The following is a 19,275-nucleotide window of genomic DNA, read 5'->3' on the forward strand; positions in this document are numbered from 1 at the left end:
GACCGCCGGGCACTCGTCCACGGGTGGGGCGGCCCGGTTCACCACGGTCGGACGGCGCGATCACGTCCGCCGTATGGACGCACCGTGACGGGAGTGGAAAGCTCGAAGAACCGCGGGCGTCACCGGAGCCGCCATCGCACGCGGATCGGTATGTCCGCGCCCACAGTGACCTCACCGTGCACGGGAGGCAGGATCATGGGCGACAAGGCGAACGCACACCCCGGAGCCGCCGGCAGGGCTACGGCGGCCGACCACCCCGCGTCCGTACGGAATGTGGTGCTGGTCGGCCACTCCGGATCGGGCAAGACGACTCTGGTGGAAGCTCTCGCGCTCACCGCGGGGGCAGTGAACCGGGCGGGCCGTGTGGAGGACGGCGGCACCGTCTCCGACTACGACGAGATCGAGCACCGGCAGCAGCGCTCGGTGCAGCTCTCCCTCGTGCCGGTCGAATGGGACGGCATCAAGGTCAACCTTCTGGACACCCCCGGCTACGCCGATTTCGTCGGGGAGCTCAGGGCCGGTCTGCGAGCGGCGGACGCGGCCCTTTTCGTCGTCTCCGCCTCGGACGGCGTGGACGGCTCGACCCGCATGGTGTGGGAGGAGTGCGCGGCTGTCGGCATGCCGCGCGCGATCGTCGTCACGCACCTGGAGGCCGCGCGTGCCGACTACGAGGAGATGACGCGGATCTGCGCGGAGGCCTTCGGCGGGGACGATCCCGACGCCGTTCTCCCGCTGTATCTGCCGCTGCACGGCCCGCAGGGCCCGGACGGGCACGCGCCCGTGACCGGTCTGATCGGGCTGCTTTCGCAAAAGCTGTTCGACTACGCGTCCGGGGAGCGCAAGGAGTCCGAACCCGGCGAGGACCAGCTGCCGGAGATCGAGGAGGCCCGCAACCGGCTCATCGAGGGCATCATCGCGGAGAGCGAGGACGAGACCCTCATGGACCGGTATCTGGGCGGCGAGCAGGTCGACGTCAAGACGCTGATCGAGGACCTGGAGCGGGCCGTCGCGCGCGGCACGTTCTTCCCCGTCCTGGCCGCCGCTCCCGCCGCCGACGGTGCCCGGCAGGGCCTCGGCACGGTCGAGGTGCTGGAGCTGATCACGCGCGGCTTCCCGACGCCGCTGGAGCGTGAGGCGCCCCGGGTCACCACCGTGGACGGCAAGCCGCGCGAGCTGAAGCCGTGCGATCCGAACGGGCCGCTGGTCGCGGAGGTCGTGAAGACGGCGTCCGACCCGTACGTGGGCCGGGTGTCGATGGTGCGCGTCTTCTCCGGCACCCTGCGTCCCGACGAGACGGTGCACGTCTCCGGGCACGGGCTGGCCGACCGCGGGCACGAGGACCACGACGTCGACGAGCGGATCGGCGCCCTGTCCGCGCCCTTCGGCAAACAGCAGCGCACGCTCAGCCACGCCATCGCCGGTGACCTGGCGTGCGTGGCGAAGCTGAGCCGCGCGGAGACCGGCGACACGCTGTCGGCCAAGGACGACCCGCTGCTGATGGAGCCCTGGCAGATGCCCGACCCGCTGCTGCCGCTCGCCATCCAGGCGCACAGCAAGGCGGACGAGGACAAGCTGTCGCAGGGCCTGTCCCGGCTGGTCGCCGAGGACCCCACCATGCGACTCGAACAGAACCAGGCCACCCACCAGGTCGTGCTGTGGGCCCTGGGCGAGGCGCACGCGGACGTCGCCCTCGAACGGCTCCGCAGCCGCTACGGCGTGCAGGTCGACGTCGTGCCGCACAAGGTCTCCCTGCGGGAGACGTTCGCGAGCAAGGCGACGGGACGGGGGCGGCATGTGAAGCAGTCCGGTGGGCACGGGCAGTACGCCATCTGCGAGATCGAGGTGGAGCCGCTGCCGGGCGGCTCGGGCATCGAGTTCGTGGACAAGGTCGTCGGCGGTGCGGTGCCGCGGCAGTTCATCCCGTCGGTGGAGAAGGGCGTCCGGGCCCAGGCCGCCAAGGGAGTCGCGGCCGGCTACCCGCTCGTCGACATCCGGGTCACGCTGCTCGACGGCAAGGCGCACTCCGTGGACTCCTCCGACGCCGCGTTCCAGACGGCCGGCGCGCTCGCGCTGCGGGAGGCGGCGGCCGACGTGAAGATCCATCTGCTGGAGCCGGTCGCCGAGGTGTCCGTCCTCGTCGGCGACGAGTACGTCGGCGCCGTGATGAGCGATCTGTCCGGGCGGCGCGGCCGTGTCCTCGGCACCGAGCAGACCAGCGGTGGCCGTACGGTCATCAAGGCCGAGGTGCCCGAGATCGAGATCGGCCGGTACGCCGTCGATCTGCGGTCCCTGTCGCACGGCACCGCCCGGTTCAACCGTTCCTACGCGCGGCACGAACCGATGCCGCCGCAGGTCGCGGAAAGGATTCGTGAAGAGACACGCGACGCCTCATAGGTACGCGTGCGCGACACCTCATCGGTACGGGTGCGCGACACCTCGACAGGTGCAGGCGTACGACGCTCGGAGAAGCAGGCGCACGACGCTTCACGGAACAGGCGCGCGGCGCCCGGTGGTCGGCGCCGGCGCCACCAAGCGGCCCTTGCGGAACGCTCCCCTCCGCGTCGGCGGGCGGCTTCGGCCGTCCGCCGACGATTGTCGGTGGCGGGAGATACCCTGATCATTGATCAACAGGTGTGCGCAGTACGGAAGTCGGGAAAGGCCGCAGAAGCGACAGTGCGGCGATCGGGGGCGGGAATGACCGTTGAGAGCGGTTACGCGGACATCTTCGGTCCGCAGGTGCCTCGCACGGCCGGCGAGGGGCAGACGGCGACCTTCGCGCTGGCCTCGGCGGCCTACCGGGACAATCCGTACGAGGACATCAAGAAGGCCGACAACGAATGGCATCAGACCGATGTCAAGGCGGGCCGCAGCTGGGCGAAGATCTTCCGTCCCAATCTGGGTGAGGCCTTCTCACGGGCCGTGGTCGACCGGATGCTCGGCAGCGGCCGCAAGCCGCTGATCCAGTCCTTCGGCACCGAACCGCAGGTCGTCGTCGAGCACTGTCTGGCCGCCAACAACATCCGCAAGGCCCGCGACCGGATGCTCAGCGCCATCATGGTGATCTGCGGCGTGCTGTTCCTGCCGGGCCTGCTGGTGTGGCTGCTCGTGTTCCAGCTGCGCACCACCATCACCAAGCGGGACGCGAAGCGGGGCGGCGCGCTCGCCTCCGCACTGCTCGTCGCGGCGGGCGCGCTCGCCGTGATCTTCCTGATCCGCATGCCGTTCACCGGTTTCTGGGCCTGGTATGCGCGAGCCTCGGTCCTCATGCCCGTGGTCGGCTGGTTCTGGGCCAAGCAGGTCTGCGAGCGCACCGCGAAGGACCTGCGGGAGCGGTGGGACAGCCTGCTGGCCGGCAGCAGCGTCGGCGCGAAGGTGCCGGAGGCGGTGCCGACCAGCCCGACCGAGACCCAGGCCGAACAACTGCGCCAGTCCCTGGCCAAGTTGAGCGCCGAGCAGCAGTCCAACTCGGTGTTCTACGCCGGGCCCAAGGGAATACTCGGCATGGGCACCCGCTGGGGCAGCTGGCAGCTGGCCGAGGACTTGGTGCCGGCCGACCCGACGCGGGAGATCCACCCCTTCCGCAGCTGGGACGTCATCCGCTCGATCCATGACCAGCTGCGCATGCTGGAGCGCGGCCCGCTCAACACCGGTGGTTTTCCCAAGCCTTCGATACGGCACTGGGTCGTCACGCCGATCGCCGAGGGCGCGAAGGCGGTGTCCCGGCCGGAGGGCACGGACGTCGAGGCGTACCAGGTCAAGTCGCACGCGATACAGGACATCTGCAACAAGCAGCAGTTCGGCAGCGGTGACCGGCACTACCTGGGCGTCCAGTGGACGCTCTGGGACGGGCAGTTGATCATCACCATGCTGATCACGGTGACCGTGCTGCACGAGACGCTGCGCATCGAGGTCACCGGGCATGCCCTCGGCCCGGTGAACGGGCTCTTCCAGGAGAAGCCCGAGGCGCCCACCAAGGAGGTCAGCAAGTCGCTGAAGCCGTGGGAGACCCGCAAGGTGAAGCTTCCGCTGGTGAACAGCGACGAGGTGGTCCGGCTGGCGGTGCGCGCCCCGATCTCCTGGTATCCGCCGCTGCTGAACTGGCTCGGCGGGACGATAGGGCTGCCCGAGCCGTTCGGGCTGCGGCACGCGTGGGCGGATCAGCCGTGGCGGCACCGGTTCATGGCCGACGACGCGCTGCGGGCTGCTACGCCCGTGCTGCGGGTGGTGCATGCCTCGGCGATCAAGGTGCTGGAGGAGAACGGCGTGGACACCGAGAAGTTCGGTACGCGGTCGGCGTTCTTGAGTACGGCTGTGCAGGATCCGTCGCCCAGGAAGGCCGACGTCTACGACGCCTAGCCACAGCCGCGGGCAGTCGTGCCGCTGGGCCGGCTCCCGACCCAAAGAAGGGCCGCCCCCCGTAGCGCCGGGCTGCGCGACCCACCCCCGCCCCAGCCCGGCCGACGTCAGGGCATCAGCCCAGGCCAACTGTGCTTACGCCGGCCAAGCCTCCGCCAGCATCTTCCGCGTATCGGCAAGCAGCTGCGGCAGCACCCGCGTGTGCCCCACCACCGGCATGAAGTTCGTGTCGCCGCCCCAGCGCGGGACGATGTGCTGGTGGAGGTGGGCCGCGATGCCGGCGCCGGCGACCGTGCCCTGGTTCATGCCGATGTTGAAGCCGTGGGCGCCCGACGCGGTGCGCAGGGCGGTCATCGCCTGCTTGGTCAGGGCGGCGAGCTCGATGGTCTCCGGCTCGGTGAGGTCGGTGTAGTCGGCGACGTGGCGATAGGGCACGACCATGAGGTGGCCGCCGTTGTACGGGTACAGGTTGAGGACCGCGTACACCTGCTCCCCGCGCCTGACGATCAGCCCGTCCTCGTCGGACTTGGCCGGGATCGAGCAGAAGGGGCAGCCGTCATCGGCTCCGGGGCCGGTCGGCTTGTTCTCACCCTGGATGTAGGCCATCCGATGGGGCGTCCACAGACGCTGGAACGCGTCCTGGATCCCCACTCCCCACTGCTGCTCCGGCTCACTCGTCATGCGTGCAGCATATGGCTTCGTCCGTTCGCGGCGTGTCGCCGGGGCTCGCCTCCGCTCGGCCCGGGCCAAGCTGGGCCGGTGGACGATGACAGCCGTTTGGCCCGCTGGCAGCGGCACACCGAGGTGGCTCTCCTCGTGGCGTCGATGATCTTTCTCGCCTCGTACGCGGTCCGCGTCCTGGGCCATGGTCAGCTGCCGGAGCCCGTGCTCGACCTCTGCCTGGCGCTGACGTTCGCCGCGTGGGCCGCGTTCGGCGTGGACTACCTGGTGCGCTGGCGGCTCAGCGGGCAGCGGCTGGGCTTCGTGCACAGGCATCCGCTGGACACCGTGGTGCTGGTGCTGCCGCTGCTGCGGCCCCTGCGGATCGTGAAGACGTACGAAGCCGTCCAGCGTCGGCACGGGCGGCCGCGCCTCAGCCTGCACGCGCGCGTGATCTCTTACGCCGGGATGGCCACCGTGCTGCTCGGCTTCACGGGTGCCCTCGCCGTCTACCAGCACGAGCGCGGGGCGCCGGGCGCGACCGTGCGGACCTTCGGGGACGCCGTGTGGTGGACGTGCTCGACCCTCGCCACGGTCGGCTACGGCGACGTCACCCCCGTCACTCCGCGCGGGCGGCTGGTCGGCGTCGGGGTCATGGCCGTGGGGCTGGGCCTGCTCGGCACGGTGACCGGCACCTTCGCCTCGTGGCTGCTGCAGGCCTTCTCCCGCGAGGACGACGAAAGGCCCCCGGGAAGCTGATCTCCCCGGGGGCCCCGTCAGCTGCGATCAGACCTGCGCCCGCTCCTCGACGACCTGCGCGATCTTCGCGATGGCCTCGTCGAACGGGATGCCGTTCTCCTGCGAACCGTCGCGGTAGCGGAAGGAGACGGCGTTGTTGGCCATGTCCTCGTCGCCCGCGATGACCATGAAGGGCACCTTCTGCTTCTGGGCGTTGCGGATCTTCTTCTGCATACGGTCCGAGGACGAGTCGACCTCGACCCGCAGGCCCTTCTTCTTCGCGGCCGCGGCGAACTTCTCCAGGTAGTCCACGTGCCCGTCGCCGATCGGGATGCCGATCGCCTGGACGGGGGCCAGCCATGCCGGGAAGGCGCCCGCGTAGTGCTCCAGGAGCACGGCGAAGAACCGCTCGATCGAGCCGAAGAGGGCCCGGTGGATCATGACCGGACGCTGCTTTGAGCCGTCCGCGGAGGTGTACTCGAGGTCGAAGCGCTCCGGCAGGTTGAAGTCGAGCTGGATGGTCGACATCTGCCAGGTGCGGCCGATGGCGTCCTTGGCCTGGACGGAGATCTTCGGGCCGTAGAAGGCGGCGCCGCCCGGGTCCGGGACCAGCGGCAGGCCCTGCTTCTCGGCGACCTGGCGCAGGGTCTCGGTCGCCTCCTCCCAGACCGCGTCGGAGCCGACGAACTTCTCCGGGTCCTTGGTGGACAGCTCCAGGTAGAAGTCGGTCAGACCGTAGTCGCGCAGCAGGTCGAGGACGAAGGTGAGCAGCTTGTCGAGCTCGTCGGACATCTGCTCGCGGGTGCAGTAGATGTGCGCGTCGTCCTGGGTGAAGCCCCGCGCACGCGTGAGGCCGTGCACGACGCCCGACTTCTCGTACCGGTACACGGTCCCGAACTCGAAGAGACGCAGCGGCAGTTCACGGTACGAACGGCCGCGCGCGTCGAAGATCAGGTTGTGCATCGGGCAGTTCATGGGCTTGAGGTAGTAGTCCACGCCCTCGTCGAGCTGCATGGGCGGGTACATGCCCTCGGCGTACCAGTCCAGGTGGCCCGAGGTCTCGAAGAGCTTCCCCTTGGTGGCGTGCGGGGTGTAGACGAACTCGTAGCCCGCCTCCTCGTGGCGGCGGCGCGAGTAGTCCTCCATCACCCGGCGGATGATGCCGCCCTTGGGGTGGAAGACGGCGAGGCCGGAGCCGATCTGCTCGGGGATCGAGAAGAGGTCGAGTTCGCTGCCCAGCTTGCGGTGGTCGCGCTTCTCGGCCTCGGCGAGGAAGTCGAGGTGCGCCTTCAGCTCGTCCTTGGACGGCCAGGCGGTGCCGTAGATGCGCTGGAGCATCGGGTTCTTCTCGCTGCCCCGCCAGTAGGCGGCCGCGTTGCGCATCAGCTTGAACGCCGGGATCGCGCGGGTCGACGGCAGGTGGGGACCGCGGCAGAGGTCCTTCCAGCACAGGTCGCCGCTCTTGGCGTCCAGGTTGTCGTAGATCGTCAGCTCACCGGCGCCGACCTCGACGTCCGCGCCGTCCTCGGAGGAGGCGGAGCCCTTGAGGCCGATCAGCTCCAGCTTGTACGGCTCGGAAGCCAGCTCCTCACGAGCCGCCTCGTCGGTGACGACACGGCGGGAGAAGCGCTGCCCGCGCTTCTGGATCTCCTGCATCTTCTTCTCGATGGCCTTGAGATCCTCGGGCGTGAACGGCTTCTCGACGTCGAAGTCGTAGTAGAAGCCGTCCTTGACGGGCGGGCCGATGCCCAGCTTGGCCTCGGGGAAGAGCTCCTGCACGGCCTGCGCCATCACGTGCGCGGTGGAGTGGCGCAGGATGTTGAGGCCGTCCTCGGAGGAGATCTCGACGCCCTCGACCTCCTCACCGTCGGAGAGCACGTACGACAGGTCCTTGAGCTCGCCGGCCACGCGCGCGGCGATGATCGAGCGCTCGCCGGCGAAGAGGTCGGCGGCCGTAGTGCCCGTCGTCACCACGCGCTCTTCCCGCTCGGAATCGCGTTGGATGATCACACGGACGTCTGACACCGGTCTCTCCTGACTGAAGGTGGGGTGCGGCGCCATACCAGGAGCGCGCGCATTACGCGATCGTACCGACCCCGGACGGCCGACCGCGAAACGGTCACCTCGAGTCCCGGACGGCACCACGCGGTCCCGCCGGCCTCCCCCGTCCTCGGGAGACCGCCCTCAGTCGTCCCGCTCCTCCCCGCCGCACGCCTCCTCGAAGAAGTCCAGGTCCTCCTGGAGCGACTTCATCAGCCGGTCCCGCTCGGCGTCGTCCACCTGTACCGGTACGACGCCGGCGGCCCCCGTGAGCTTGCGGAAGCCGCCGCGGCTCTCCAGGCGGCCGTGCACCCGCACCGGCAGTCCGACGAGGTGCGCGTGGCCGGCGATGCGGTACGCCTCCTCGTCCAGGGTGAGCCGGACGTGCGGCACTTCGGCGCCCGCGAGCACGCGCATCCGTACGGTGCCCTCGCCGCGCGGCCCCGACCTGCGCATCCGTACGACCGCACCGGTGAGCCTGACCGGCACGGACGGCTCCTCGCGCAGATAGCGGGCCCCGGCCTCGCGCAGCACGGGCAGGTCGCCCGGCGAGAACTCGACGGGCTCGACACCGGCCGCGCAGTCCTCGGGCACCCCGGCCCCGGGCGCCCACTCGACGGCGATGCGCGCGCCCTCGGTGCCGCGCACCAGCGCCACCAGCGCTTCGGTGAGCTCGCGGCTGACGCCCGCCTCGACGGCGCCGTCGAAGGCGTCCATGCCGCCGGCGGCCCGCTGGTAGTCGATGGCCTCGCGGGCGGCGTACAGGGCCTGGTGGAGGCGTACGGCGAGCGGGCGCCCCGTGCTGACGGGCACGAAGGCGGTGAGGCCGTGCCCGTCCGCCGCGGCGCCGACGAGCACGCTCTCCAGCATCGCGGCGGCCGAGCGGCGGTGCCGGGCGCCGTAGTAGCCGGCCCGCGCGCGCGTGGCGAGCGCCGCGGCGAGGAGCATCTGGCGGGCGGCGCCGCGCTGCTCCTCCTCGACGGTCCACGGCGCGGCCCCGGCCGGCCCGCTGGGCGCGTCCCGCGACCAGCGGATCTCGTCGCTGGGCACGGCGAGCCCGACCAGCACCTCGCGCGCAGAGGGTGTGCCGCTGCGGGACAGCGCGACGAGCGCCTCGCCGAGCAGGTCGTCGCTGTCGGGGAAGGCGCGGGACTCGGGGACGAGCAGGCTCGTGCCGTTGCCGCCCGGCCCCGGCGGGGTCCAGCGCCCGTAGCGGCCCGCCGCTCCCCCGCGCCGCTGCCAGCCGTGCCGGTGCAGCAAGGCGCTGAGCACGGCGGGGTCGACCTCGCCGGGCTCGGGGGGACGGTCCCAGGACGCGTCGACCGGGTGCGGCCGTACTGGTCGTACCGGCTCCTCCAGGGGGCGATGCGTCACGGTTTGCCTCCCGTTCCGACCCGCGTCATGATCTCGCAGAGCGCCCGGTCGTCGAAGATGCGTGAGGTCGGTATCCGCACGGTGGTGCGGCGCCGCCCGGTGATCGGCTGTCCGGCCAGGTTGACCCAGTAGCAGCAGTGCCGCAGGTCGAGCCGGTCGTGGCCGGCCCGCAGCCACTGCTCCTGCGACCTCGGCACGATCATCACGACCAGGATCTTGTGCACCGAGACCGGGGTGCGGGCGAGCTTCGCCAGGTGGTCGTTGTCGAGCGTGAACGAGAAGAAGCGGCCGGGAGGGTTGGGCGCGAGCTGGTACGTCGCCTTGAGCTGGACCTTGATGGTGACCTCGTCGTCGACCGTGTGGCCGGGCGCGCTGTGGCTGACGTGCCAGTCGATGCCGTTGTCGGGAAACGGCTGGGACAGCGAGCATCCGGCCGCCGCCGCGACGGCGTGCAGATAGCCCACCTGCAGTGTCTCCATGCAGGCGGTAGTGGCGAGTGAACCGCGATGGGGGCCCGTACGTTCGGGCAGCAGCCCGCCCCGCTCGGGCTGCGCTATCGCCATGACCAACAGCCTTCCACGCCAGGTGAATACCCGTAGCGGGCCGCTGAACTGCAAAGACCCGCACTCCTGTTGTGTCCTCCCGGCGTACGCCGCAAACGGCCCGGGTATCACCAAACGGGCAGAAGACGGTACGTCAGCTGCCGTGGGTGAACGAGGGGTTGTGTAGGTATGGCGTGCTGGTATGAAGGCCCGCTGGCGGCATTCGACACGGAGACGACAGGCGTGGACGTCGAGACCGACCGGATCGTTTCGGCGGCCGTCGTCGTCCAGGACGCCCCGGGCACCCGGCCACGGGTGACCCGGTGGCTGGTGAACCCGGGCGTGCCGGTGCCGGAGGCGGCGACGGCGGTGCACGGACTGACGGAGGAACATCTCCAGCGCAACGGCCGCTGGCCGGCGCCGGTGATGCAGGAGATAGTCGAGGAACTGGCCGGTCAGGCGGCGGTGGGCCGGCCGATAGTGGTGATGAACGCGCCGTTCGATCTCACGCTGCTGGACCGGGAGTTGCGGCGCCATCGCGCGTCGTCCCTGGACCGGTGGTTCGAGACGTCGCCCATGCTGGTGCTCGATCCGCGCGTCCTCGACAAGCATCTGGACCGCTATCGCAAGGGCCGTCGCACCCTGACCGACCTGTGCGCGCACTACGGCGTCACACTGGACGGCGCGCACGACGCGGGGGCCGACGCACTGGCCTCGCTGGAGGTCGTACGGGCGGTGGGCCGCCGTTTCGCAGGCCGCCTGGAGCGCCTGTCCCCCGCCGAGCTGCACACGCTCCAGGCGGTGTGGCACGCGGCACAGGCACGCGGCCTGCAGGCGTGGTTCGCCCGCAGCGGCAGCGAGGAGGCGGTGGATCCGGCGTGGCCACTGCGGCCCGATCTGCCGGCGGCGGCGTAGACCTTCCGGCTCCGGCCGACGACAACGCCGTTTCCGGGGGCGTGGGTGGCGGAGCCCCCACACCGCGCGGCGAAGCCGCGCACAACACGAAGAGAGCGACGTGTGTCCGCGCTGTCTGCGGACACACGTCGCTCTCGCGATCGTGGGCGATACTGGGTTCGAACCAGTGACCTCTTCGGTGTGAACGAAGCGCTCTCCCGCTGAGCTAATCGCCCGGGAACGCACTGAACAATACAGGTCCCGGCGGGTCTCCATCAAACCGCTTGGTGACCACTGGCCAAGTAGGCCGCCAGGCCTCGCCGCCCGGACCGCATCATCAGCCGGTGATTGGCGCGGAAGACCGGCCGCCCGGGTACGGCGAGACGCCGCAGCAGCGGCTTGTGCACATCGACGACCTGCTCGTAGCGGGCCATGGTCCCGGCGCCGCGCGGCGCGAGGGTCCAGCGCGCCCAGCCGTCGATGTCGCCGGACATCGCGATCTCCAGCACTCCGGCCGCCCGGTCCCGCCGCACCTCACGGGCGGTGAAGACCATGTCGTACGGCAGGACGGAGCGGATCGTGATCACGCCGGTGGTGTCACTGAGTTTGTTCACCTGGCGCACCTGGGGCCACCAGCGGGGGTAGTCCTCGGCGCGCTCCAGCACGTCGTAGACGGCGGCCGGCGGCGCGTGCAGGGCCCACAGGCTGCGGAAGCGGTAGTGGCTCCAGTCCATGGGCCGAGTCTGCCCGCGTGCGGCGGGTTCCGCCGCATCTGAGTACGTTCTGAGTACGCGCACTCATGCCGTACGACGTGACGCGGGCCACACTCCAGACATGACGCACTTTCCGCCACCGGCCGAGGAGTTGCGGCTCCTCGACCTCGAGCTGCGCCAACTGGACGCCCGCCGCGCCCAGTTGCTGCACCGCCGGGCCTGGCTGGTCACCGCGCTGCACGCTGCGGCACGACCGAACCCTGCGCCCCTCGCACCGCCCCGCCCGGAGGCCTCGGCACCCCGGGTCCAGAACGTCCTGCTGGTCCTCGGCGGTGTCCTGCTCACCATCGCCGCGATGGCGTTCACGCTGGTCAGCTGGGGGCAGATGGGAATCGCGGGGCGGGCTCTGGTGCTCGGCGGGGTCACGGTGGCGGTCCTCGCCGTGCCGGTGCCGCTGCTGAAGCGCGGGCTGCGGTCGACGGCCGAGTCGGTGGCGGGGATCGGGCTCGCGCTGACCGTGCTCGACGCGTACGCGCTGCACCAGGTCGGGCTCGCCGACGTGGACGCCACGGGCTACGTCGCCGCCGCTTCGGCCGTACTGGCGGCCCTGTGGACGGCGTACGGCCTGCTGCCGCGCACCTCGGAGCTGCGTCTGCCCCTGCCCGCCGCACTGGTCGCGGCGCAACTGCCCCTCGTCCTCTGGGCGGTGGCGGCCGACGCGGGCCCGTACTGGATCACGGCCGCCATGCTCGTGACCGCCGGGCTCGACACGGGTGTGGCGCTCCGGGTGCCCGCCGGGTCGGCACGGATCACCGCCGTGATCGGTGCGTACGGCCTGGGCGCCTGGGGCGTGTGGGCCGCCGGCTGGCTGTCCTGGACCGCCACCGGCCCGAGCGCCGCCGCCCGTGCGGCGGCGCTCCTCCTCTTCGCGGCGGGCGTCGCGCTGACGGCGGCCTGGCAGCGGACGGCCGAGAAGCACGCGGGCGGCCTCGCGGTCACCGCCGGCCTCCTCACGGTCGCCGCGCTCGGCGGCACGGCCCGCCCCGCGCTGCCGGCCGCCTGGACGGTTCCGGCGTATCTGGCGTGCGGGATCGCGCTGCTCGCGGCGGTACGGCTGGACCGGCTGCCGGAGCCGGTACGGCGCGGGCTCGTCCGGGCCTCCGCCGCCGTACAGGGGCTTGCCCTGCTGTGGACGCTGCCTGTGGTGGGGGTCGTGCTGCTGGGTCCGGTCGCGTGGGCGGAGCGGGTGTGGTCCGGGGCGCCGGTAGACGTACGGGAGGCCGTGACGGTCGACGTGCCGTGGCCGCCGGGCACGGAGACGGTGCCCGTCGTCCTGGCGGTCGTCTCCGTCGCACTGTTCCTCACGGCGCGTGACACGGTCTGGCGGCCCCGGGCGCTGACCGGTGTGCTGGTGCTGGCGTGGGCGACGGCGCTGGTTCTTCCGGCGGTGCTCGAAGTCCCGTACGCCGTGGGCCTGGTGGCGCTCGGGATCACGGCGGCCGGAACCCTTGCGGCGGCAGCGTGGATACGGCCGTCCGAGCGCCCGGAGACGAAGACGGCGACGGAGGAGCCCTCAGCGGCCGCCACGGAGAACGGCACAACCGTCGCCTTCCCGACCCCCGGCCCCACCGCCACGGTCCTCGCCCTCCTCACCTCGCTCCCCCTGTCCTTCCTCTCCCTGACCACCGAGCCCGCCACCCTGGCCGTGCTCGCCACACTGACGGCACTGTTCGCGGCGGCCTCCTGGAAGCCGCACCTCGCCCCCATCACGGCCCCGGCCTCACTCACGTACGCCGCCGCGCTCGCCTGCGCGACAGGAGCCGCGGCCGGCTGGCAGCCGCAGTACACCGCCCTGCTGGTGCTGGCGGTCCCGGTGGCGGCGGCCCTGCTCGCGGCGCGGCTCGGTGACCCGAGGGTGAAGGCGCCGGTCGAGGTGGCGGGTGGGATCGCCGCACTGCTCGCCATCGGGCTGGCCGCGGTCCGGGCCGACCTGCCGATGCTCGCCCTGGTCCTGGCGCTCTGCGGTGTGATCACCGCCGGTACGGCGATCCGCCCCGACCGCCGCCCCGTCGGCCACGCCTCGGCCGCGCTCTTCGTCCTGGCCGCCTGGGTGCGCCTGGCGGCCTGGGACATCGCAACGCCCGAGGCGTACACGCTGCCGGTCACCGTGCCGGCCCTGCTCGTCGGCGCCCTGCGCAGGCGCCGCGATCCGCAGACCTCGTCCTGGACGGCGTACGCCCCCGGACTCGCCGCCACCCTCGTCCCGAGCCTCCTCACGGCCTGGGGCGACCCACACTGGACGCGCCCCCTGCTGCTGGGCCTCGCGGCCCTGGCGGTCACCTTGCTGGGCGCCCGCCACCACCTCCAGGCACCACTGCTGCTCGGCGGCTCGGTACTGGCCCTGGACGCCCTGCACGAACTCGCCCCGTACATCGCCCAGGTGACCGACGCCCTCCCCCGCTGGGTACCGCCGGCCCTCGCCGGCCTCCTGCTGCTGGCCGTCGGAGCAACGTACGAGCAGCGTCTGAGGGACGCCCGAAAGATGCGGAACTTCTTGGGGAACATGCACTGAAACGCCGCAAAGGGGCGCGGGGCCGTATCACTATGCGGCCCCGCCGCGTGGGCGCGACCAGCCACAACCGACCCGCAGTTCCCCACAACCCGCTACGGCATCCTGTCCCCCAGCAACGCCAGATTCTCGATAGCAGCCAGCCCGTACAACGCCGTGTCATTGGTGGACACCCAACTCGCCTCACTACCCGCGACCAGTGCCACCGGCCCCCTGACCTCCTCCGTCTTCCACGGCGCCGACTCCTTGTAGCCGTCGGAGTTGTAGAACTTCTCCCAGGCTCGCTTGGCCAGCTTCTCGTCCCCGGTCTGGACGGCGGCGTACGCGTCGAGCCGTGAGTGCCCCTGGAAGAGCAGCAGCGTGCCGAAGTTGGAGCCGTAACGCGCCGCCTGCTCCGCCTTCGTCGCGTTGAAGTAGCGGCAGTAGTCGAAGTACGCCTCGTTGAACTTCGGCATGTCGACGAGGTCGATGAGCTCGGCGCACACTTCGTTGAGGCCGAAGACGGCGGAGAGGTGCGACACCCCGACCACCGGCTTGTCGGCGACCGCGAACTTGCCGGTGTCGAGGTCGTAGAGCCCGCTGCCCTGCACGAAGCCGTTCGGCTGGGCGGCGATCGTCTCCATCGTGGAGAGCACGCGCGCGCGTGCCTTCTCCCACTTGGGTCCCTTGCGCTCCCATTCCGTCAGCCACGCCGAGACGAGCCCGCTCCAGTCCGTGCCGAAGCCGATCGACAGCGCGTGCCGGTCGGGCGTGTACGGCTCCGTGCGGATCTTGCGGATGGGGTCGAGGACCAGGAACGTCTCGTCGGAGTCGACGTTGGCGTGCATGAGATCGCCCACACGCTCGTCGGCGGTGAGGAAGTAGTAGTAGCGGCGGTAGGTCGTGTTGGCGATGCGCTGCTGCTTGGCGCTGTCGGCGTAGTGCTGGACGCCGTGCCGGGTGCCGAGGCCCGCCCACTCCCCGAGGTGGTAGACGTCGACCTCGCCGGTGTGCCGGGTCATCGCCTCGGCGAACCGGAAGATGTCCGCTCGGCCGGAGCGCAGATACGCGAACCACAGCCAGAGGTCCGGCGAGAGCTCGGAGTTGTCCCAGGCGTAGCCGCCGATGTCGTACCGCCACTGGTGTCTGACGGTGTCGTAGGTGTGCATGATGTCGCCGTAGTCCCAGAAGCCGTACCAACGACGCATCTCCACCTGGTCCTTGTAGTAGGTGAAGAGGAAGTCGAGGTGGTCCTCGATCTTCGCCTTGGCGGGCGTGGACCGGTCCGGCTCGGAGTACAGCCCCGGGCCGAAGACCTTGGCCTTGATGAGCTGCTTGGGCGGGGCCGCGAGCTGCGGGAGCACCCGTACGGCTTCGATCTGCTGGGCCAGGGCCTCCGCCGACGGGGTCGACTCGTTGGCCCAGAAGAGGAGTTCGGAGGTGCGGGCGATGCCGTACGGGGTGCCGAACTCCGGCTCGTAGTCCTCGTAGGTGATGTTGAGGCCTTCGAGCTGCTCGGGGTAGGTGTCCTGGCCCATGCCGTCGTGGTAGAAGCGCAGGTCCATGGGCTGTGCCTCGGGCGACCAGAGCCACATGGTCACGTCGGCCTCGTCGGTGTGGGCGTCGCGGATGTCGAGCTGGGCGGGGAACTTCTCCCAGAAGTCCCGTAGTCCGAAGGACAACCCGCCGCTGACTCCGCCGACGTACCCGAACCCGGAGGCCCTCCTGCCGCCGCCGGCACCGATCCAGCCGTGGCCCTTCTTGGTCCTCTTGCGCAGGGTGAAACCGTCGGCGGACAGCTGGGAGAGCGTGTAGTCGCCCCACTCGGGGATGTACTGCAGCCGCGTCGTCACCCGCTGGTCCCAGGTGGCCGGGTCGGGCAGCTTCTGCCCCGCGAACTGCGCCGCCTGCACGGCCGCCCCCGGGTCGCGGCGCAGTCCGGTGATGCCCTTGACCGCCTCGCGGAGCATGCCGGTGCCCTCGCCGCCGATGCGGATGTGGCGGTCGTAGGACTGGTCGCGCATCGGCACGGTGAAGCGCACGCCGATGCCCCGGATGAAGTCGCCGCTCGCCTTGCCCGGCTCCTGGGTGCCGTCGTAGGTGATGGTGTGCACCATGCGGAAGGAGTCGGCGCCCGCGTAGAAGTAGAGGCGGATGGAGAAGGGGAGCCAGCTGCGGCTGCCCTTGCGGTGTTTGCCGTCGATGCGGACGACGGCCCGGACCGGTCCCTCCTGCTCGACGGTGACCTCGGAGATCGCGCCGTCGAAGCGTTCGGTCCTGACCGCGCCCTGGTCCTCGTCCTCGATCTCCGGCTGGCGGATCAGCACGAGCCGACCATTGCGGGCGATCTCGGTGGACCCCCGGGTGACCGACTTGACCAGGGTGGCCCCGGATTTGCCGATCTTCGCGGTGATGACGCCCGTCGATATGTCGACGGTGCCGCCGCTCTTGTCGACGGTGACCTTCTTGTCGGGTACGGCGGCCTCACCGGCGGTGAGCGTGAGCTTGCCGGTGCCCGAACTCACCGCGTGAGCCGTCCACTTCAGCGACCCGTCGGGCCAGTAGGCGATCGGCCACGACTGCACGGGAACGGACTTGCCCTCCGCGTCGGTCAGCGCGAAGGTCTGGTCCTCCTGGTGGACGCCCTTCGGCCAGGGCACGCCGAGGGTGGAGCCGGGGGCGGCGCCGAGCCCGCCGTCCTCCAGCCAGTCCAGGGTCACGGGATCGGCGTCGGCGGCCGCTGCTCCGGGAGCGGCCTGGGCGTCCTTGGCTCCTAGGGCCCAGCTGAACTGCGCGGCGGCTCCGGCGACGGCCGCCGCCTTCAGGATGGACCTGCGGGGGATGGGAGACATGAGAGTTCAGCCTTTCCTTTCCGTGCGGGAAGCTTTTCCGTGCAGCTGGGCAGGGGCATGACAGAGAGAGGTACGGCGCCCGGGGCGCCGACCCTGACGAGGGCACCGCAGGTCAGCGGCGCCGGTACCGCTCCTCCACGGCGACGGCCGCCGCCACCGCGGCCCCCAGGACGGGAACCGCCAGCGGCGTGACGAACACCCCGGACAGGGCCACGACGGCCAGCCCGCAGACGACGAGGAAGGACCCGGCGGGATCGAGCAGGGTCCGCCGCCCGGCGTCCGCGAGCAGCGCCCGCCAGGAGACGCCGGGCGCCCAGCCGGCGGCCGCCCTCAGCAAGGCGACGACCAGCCCGATCAGCGCGAACAGTCCGACGGCCCCGACGAACGGTCCGCCGGGGATCCCGGCCCGCGCGGCCAGGACGTCCACCCACACCGCCCCGGCCACCGCCCAGCCCGCGAGCCCGACGACCCATCCCCCGCGCAGCGCCGCCCGGAAGTCCGCGACGAACTCCCGTGTCCCGCCGCCTTCGTGGGCCGTACGACGCCGCAGATGCCGGGCGCCTGCGGCGAGGGCGGCGGGGTAGGTGACGACTCCGAGGCAGGCCACGGCGATCCACACGCCGGTGAGCAGACACTCGGCGAAGACCGCGAAGCGCTCGCCGAACACCGGCTCCCTACGGGGTTTCACGCGTGCTTGCGCCATGCTGACCGCCTCAGCCCTTTCACTTCAGTCCGGAGGTCGCCATACCGTCGATCAGGTACCGCTGGAAGGCCATGAAGAAGGCGATGACCGGGACCAGAGCCACCAGCGACATCGCGATCATGCTGCCGTAGTTGGAGATGCCCTCCTGGTCGCGGAACATCATCAGGCCGAGCGAGACGGTGTACTTCTCGGGCGTGTTGAGGTAGATCAACGGCCCCATGAAGTCGTTCCACGCGTTGATGAAGGTGAAGATGGCGCTGGTGATGATGGCGGGACGGCTCAGGGGCAGCACGATGGACCAGTAGGTCCTGAAGTGCCCGCAGCCGTCGAGCCGGGCGGCCTCGTCCAGCTCGCGCGGCAGCCCGCGCATGAACTGCACCATCAGGAAGACGAAGAACGCCTCAGCGGCCAGGAACTTGCCCGCGACGAGCGGCACCAGCGTGTCGGTGAGCTCGAGGTTGCGGAAAAGCACGTACTGCGGGATGAGCAGCACGTGGTACGGCAGCAGCAGTGTGCCGATCATCAGCGTGAACAGCAGGTTCCGCCCGGCGAACCGGATCTTGGCGAAGGCGTACGCGGTCAGCGAGCTGGACAGCACGACACCGACCACGGCGAGGACCGCGTACATCAGCGAGTTCCAGAAGAAGCTGCTGATGGAGATGCCGGAGATACCGTCGGCGAGCCCGGAGAAGTTCGCCCAGACCGGCTCGGTGGGCAGCAGGTCGAGGCTGGCGATGATGTCCTTGCTCGGCTTGAACGAGGCACCGATCACCCAGACCACGGGGTACAGCACGACCGCGAGGACGACGAGCGCGCCCACATGCCAGGCTACGGAGCCGATACGCCGTCGCCCGCCCCCGGTGTGCACGGCAGGAGTACTGGTGGCGCTGGTCACTTGGCGGCCTCCTCGTAGTGCACCCACTTCTTCTGCGACCAGAACAGGACCGCCGTGACGAGCGCCACCGCGACCACCAGCGTCCAGGCCATCGCGGAGGCGAAGCCCATCTGGGCCTCCTTGAAGCCCTTCTGGTAGAGGTAACAGGTGTAGACGAGCGTGGCGTCGGCGGGCCCGCACCGGGTGTCGGAGACGACGTAGGCGGAGCCGAACACCTGGAAGGCGTGGATGGACTCCAGCAGCACGTTGAAGAACAGCACGGGGGAGATCATCGGCAGGGTGATGTTCCAGAACCGCCGGAGCGGACCGGCGCCATCCACCTCGGCCGCCTCGTACAGCTCCCGCGGGACCTGCTTGAGGCCGGCCAGGAAGATGACCATCGGCGCGCCGAACTGCCAGATGCTCAGCGCCACCAGGGCGTAGATGACGTAGTCCGGGTTGCCGATCCAGCCGCCGACGTCGAGACCGAAGATCTTCTGCCCACGGTCCACGATCGCGTCGTCCGAGAACAGCGCCCGCCACACGAAGCCGACGGAGACGCTGGCGCCGATGAGCGAGGGCATGTAGAACGCAGCCCGGTACAGGCCCTGTCCGCGCCGCTTCTGCGCGAGCAGCAGCGCGACACCGAGCGCGAGCAGCAGCTTCAGCGGGGTGGCCACGACGACGTACTTCAGCGTGACCTCGACCGACTTCTGCCAGCGCGGGTCCTGGAACATGGTCGTGAAGTTGTCCAGCCCCACCCACCGGGGCGGGGTGAACAGGTTGTAGCTGGTGAACGCGTAGTACAGCGAGGCGATCATCGGCCCCGCCGTGAGCAGCAGGAACCCCACGAGCCACGGCGACATGAAGAGATAGCCGGCGAGGTTCTCGCGGCGCCGCCCGCGCCGCCCGGCGGCGGGAGCGGCGGACCGCTTCCTGGCCGGGCGCGCGGGCGCTTCCTTGACGAGCGTCATGGTGGTA

At 70.7% G+C, this 19,275-nt stretch carries 14 protein-coding genes and 1 tRNA gene; 5 read left to right on the forward strand and 10 right to left on the reverse strand.

The window, feature by feature from the left end:
• The first annotated feature begins 195 nt into the window (after window positions 1-195).
• The gene (locus ACIBAG_RS36720) at window positions 196-2,394 is read left to right on the forward strand and encodes an elongation factor G-like protein EF-G2 (protein ID WP_399111329.1); all 2,199 of its coding nucleotides are present in this window, start codon (window positions 196-198) and stop codon (window positions 2,392-2,394) included.
• Between the two features lie 300 nt (window positions 2,395-2,694).
• Complete coding sequence (locus ACIBAG_RS36725) at window positions 2,695-4,356, forward strand: hypothetical protein (RefSeq protein WP_399111331.1); 1,662 nt, start codon at window positions 2,695-2,697, stop codon at window positions 4,354-4,356.
• A 135-nt stretch (window positions 4,357-4,491) separates the two neighbouring features.
• Here ACIBAG_RS36725 and ACIBAG_RS36730 read toward each other — a convergent pair whose 3' ends face one another.
• Complete coding sequence (locus ACIBAG_RS36730) at window positions 4,492-5,037, reverse strand: HIT family protein (RefSeq protein WP_399111333.1); 546 nt, start codon at window positions 5,035-5,037, stop codon at window positions 4,492-4,494.
• A 78-nt stretch (window positions 5,038-5,115) separates the two neighbouring features.
• Here ACIBAG_RS36730 and ACIBAG_RS36735 point away from each other — a divergent pair, with 78 nt between their 5' ends.
• Window positions 5,116-5,775, forward strand: coding sequence for a potassium channel family protein (locus ACIBAG_RS36735; protein WP_399111335.1), 660 nt, complete (start codon window positions 5,116-5,118; stop codon window positions 5,773-5,775).
• Window positions 5,776-5,802: 27 nt separating this feature from the next.
• Here ACIBAG_RS36735 and thrS read toward each other — a convergent pair whose 3' ends face one another.
• From thrS to ACIBAG_RS36750, 3 genes are all read right to left on the reverse strand, one after another.
• Window positions 5,803-7,779 carry a threonine--tRNA ligase gene (gene thrS, locus ACIBAG_RS36740; protein WP_399111337.1) on the reverse strand — a complete coding sequence of 659 codons (1,977 nt, stop codon included), beginning with the start codon at window positions 7,777-7,779 and terminating at the stop codon, window positions 5,803-5,805.
• Between the two features lie 159 nt (window positions 7,780-7,938).
• Complete coding sequence (locus ACIBAG_RS36745; RefSeq protein WP_399111339.1) at window positions 7,939-9,168, reverse strand: hypothetical protein; 1,230 nt, start codon at window positions 9,166-9,168, stop codon at window positions 7,939-7,941.
• Window positions 9,165-9,731 (reverse strand): DUF4365 domain-containing protein, encoded by a 567-nt coding sequence (locus tag ACIBAG_RS36750; protein ID WP_399111341.1) that lies wholly within the window; start codon window positions 9,729-9,731, stop codon window positions 9,165-9,167. The genes ACIBAG_RS36745 and ACIBAG_RS36750 overlap by 4 nt, the downstream gene beginning before the upstream one ends.
• 168 nt (window positions 9,732-9,899) lie before the next feature.
• Between ACIBAG_RS36750 and ACIBAG_RS36755 the strand changes: the two genes are divergently transcribed.
• Window positions 9,900-10,625 carry a 3'-5' exonuclease gene (locus ACIBAG_RS36755; protein WP_031486790.1) on the forward strand — a complete coding sequence of 242 codons (726 nt, stop codon included), beginning with the start codon at window positions 9,900-9,902 and terminating at the stop codon, window positions 10,623-10,625.
• Window positions 10,626-10,768: 143 nt separating this feature from the next.
• On the opposite strand, the gene ACIBAG_RS36760 is transcribed toward ACIBAG_RS36755, so the two are convergent.
• Both ACIBAG_RS36760 and ACIBAG_RS36765 read right to left on the reverse strand, forming a co-directional pair.
• Window positions 10,769-10,840, reverse strand: a tRNA-Val gene (locus ACIBAG_RS36760).
• Between the two features lie 39 nt (window positions 10,841-10,879).
• Window positions 10,880-11,338 (reverse strand): SRPBCC family protein, encoded by a 459-nt coding sequence (locus ACIBAG_RS36765; RefSeq protein ID WP_399111344.1) that lies wholly within the window; start codon window positions 11,336-11,338, stop codon window positions 10,880-10,882.
• A 100-nt stretch (window positions 11,339-11,438) separates the two neighbouring features.
• Here ACIBAG_RS36765 and ACIBAG_RS36770 point away from each other — a divergent pair, with 100 nt between their 5' ends.
• A complete protein-coding gene (locus tag ACIBAG_RS36770) occupies window positions 11,439-13,889 on the forward strand; it encodes an SCO7613 C-terminal domain-containing membrane protein (protein ID WP_399111346.1) in 2,451 nt (816 codons plus the stop codon).
• 92 nt (window positions 13,890-13,981) lie between these two features.
• Here the strand turns inward: ACIBAG_RS36770 and ACIBAG_RS36775 are convergent, their stop codons facing one another.
• The 4 genes from ACIBAG_RS36775 to ACIBAG_RS36790 all read right to left on the reverse strand — a co-directional run bounded on the left by ACIBAG_RS36775 (window position 13,982) and on the right by ACIBAG_RS36790 (window position 19,268).
• A complete protein-coding gene (locus ACIBAG_RS36775) occupies window positions 13,982-16,717 on the reverse strand; it encodes a Tat pathway signal sequence domain protein (RefSeq protein ID WP_399111348.1) in 2,736 nt (911 codons plus the stop codon).
• Window positions 16,718-16,829: 112 nt separating this feature from the next.
• Window positions 16,830-17,420, reverse strand: a complete 591-nt coding sequence (locus ACIBAG_RS36780; protein WP_399111350.1) for a hypothetical protein — start codon at window positions 17,418-17,420, stop codon at window positions 16,830-16,832.
• 19 nt (window positions 17,421-17,439) lie between these two features.
• Window positions 17,440-18,315: a carbohydrate ABC transporter permease gene (locus ACIBAG_RS36785; protein ID WP_399111352.1), complete on the reverse strand. Its 876-nt coding sequence runs from the start codon at window positions 18,313-18,315 to the stop codon at window positions 17,440-17,442.
• Window positions 18,312-19,268 carry a carbohydrate ABC transporter permease gene (locus ACIBAG_RS36790; RefSeq protein ID WP_399111354.1) on the reverse strand — a complete coding sequence of 319 codons (957 nt, stop codon included), beginning with the start codon at window positions 19,266-19,268 and terminating at the stop codon, window positions 18,312-18,314. Before ACIBAG_RS36790 ends, ACIBAG_RS36785 begins: the two co-directional genes overlap by 4 nt.
• Window positions 19,269-19,275 lie beyond the last annotated feature (7 nt).

Origin of the sequence: Streptomyces sp. NPDC051243 (genome assembly GCF_044455405.1) — a bacterium.
GTDB lineage: Bacteria > Actinomycetota > Actinomycetes > Streptomycetales > Streptomycetaceae > Streptomyces.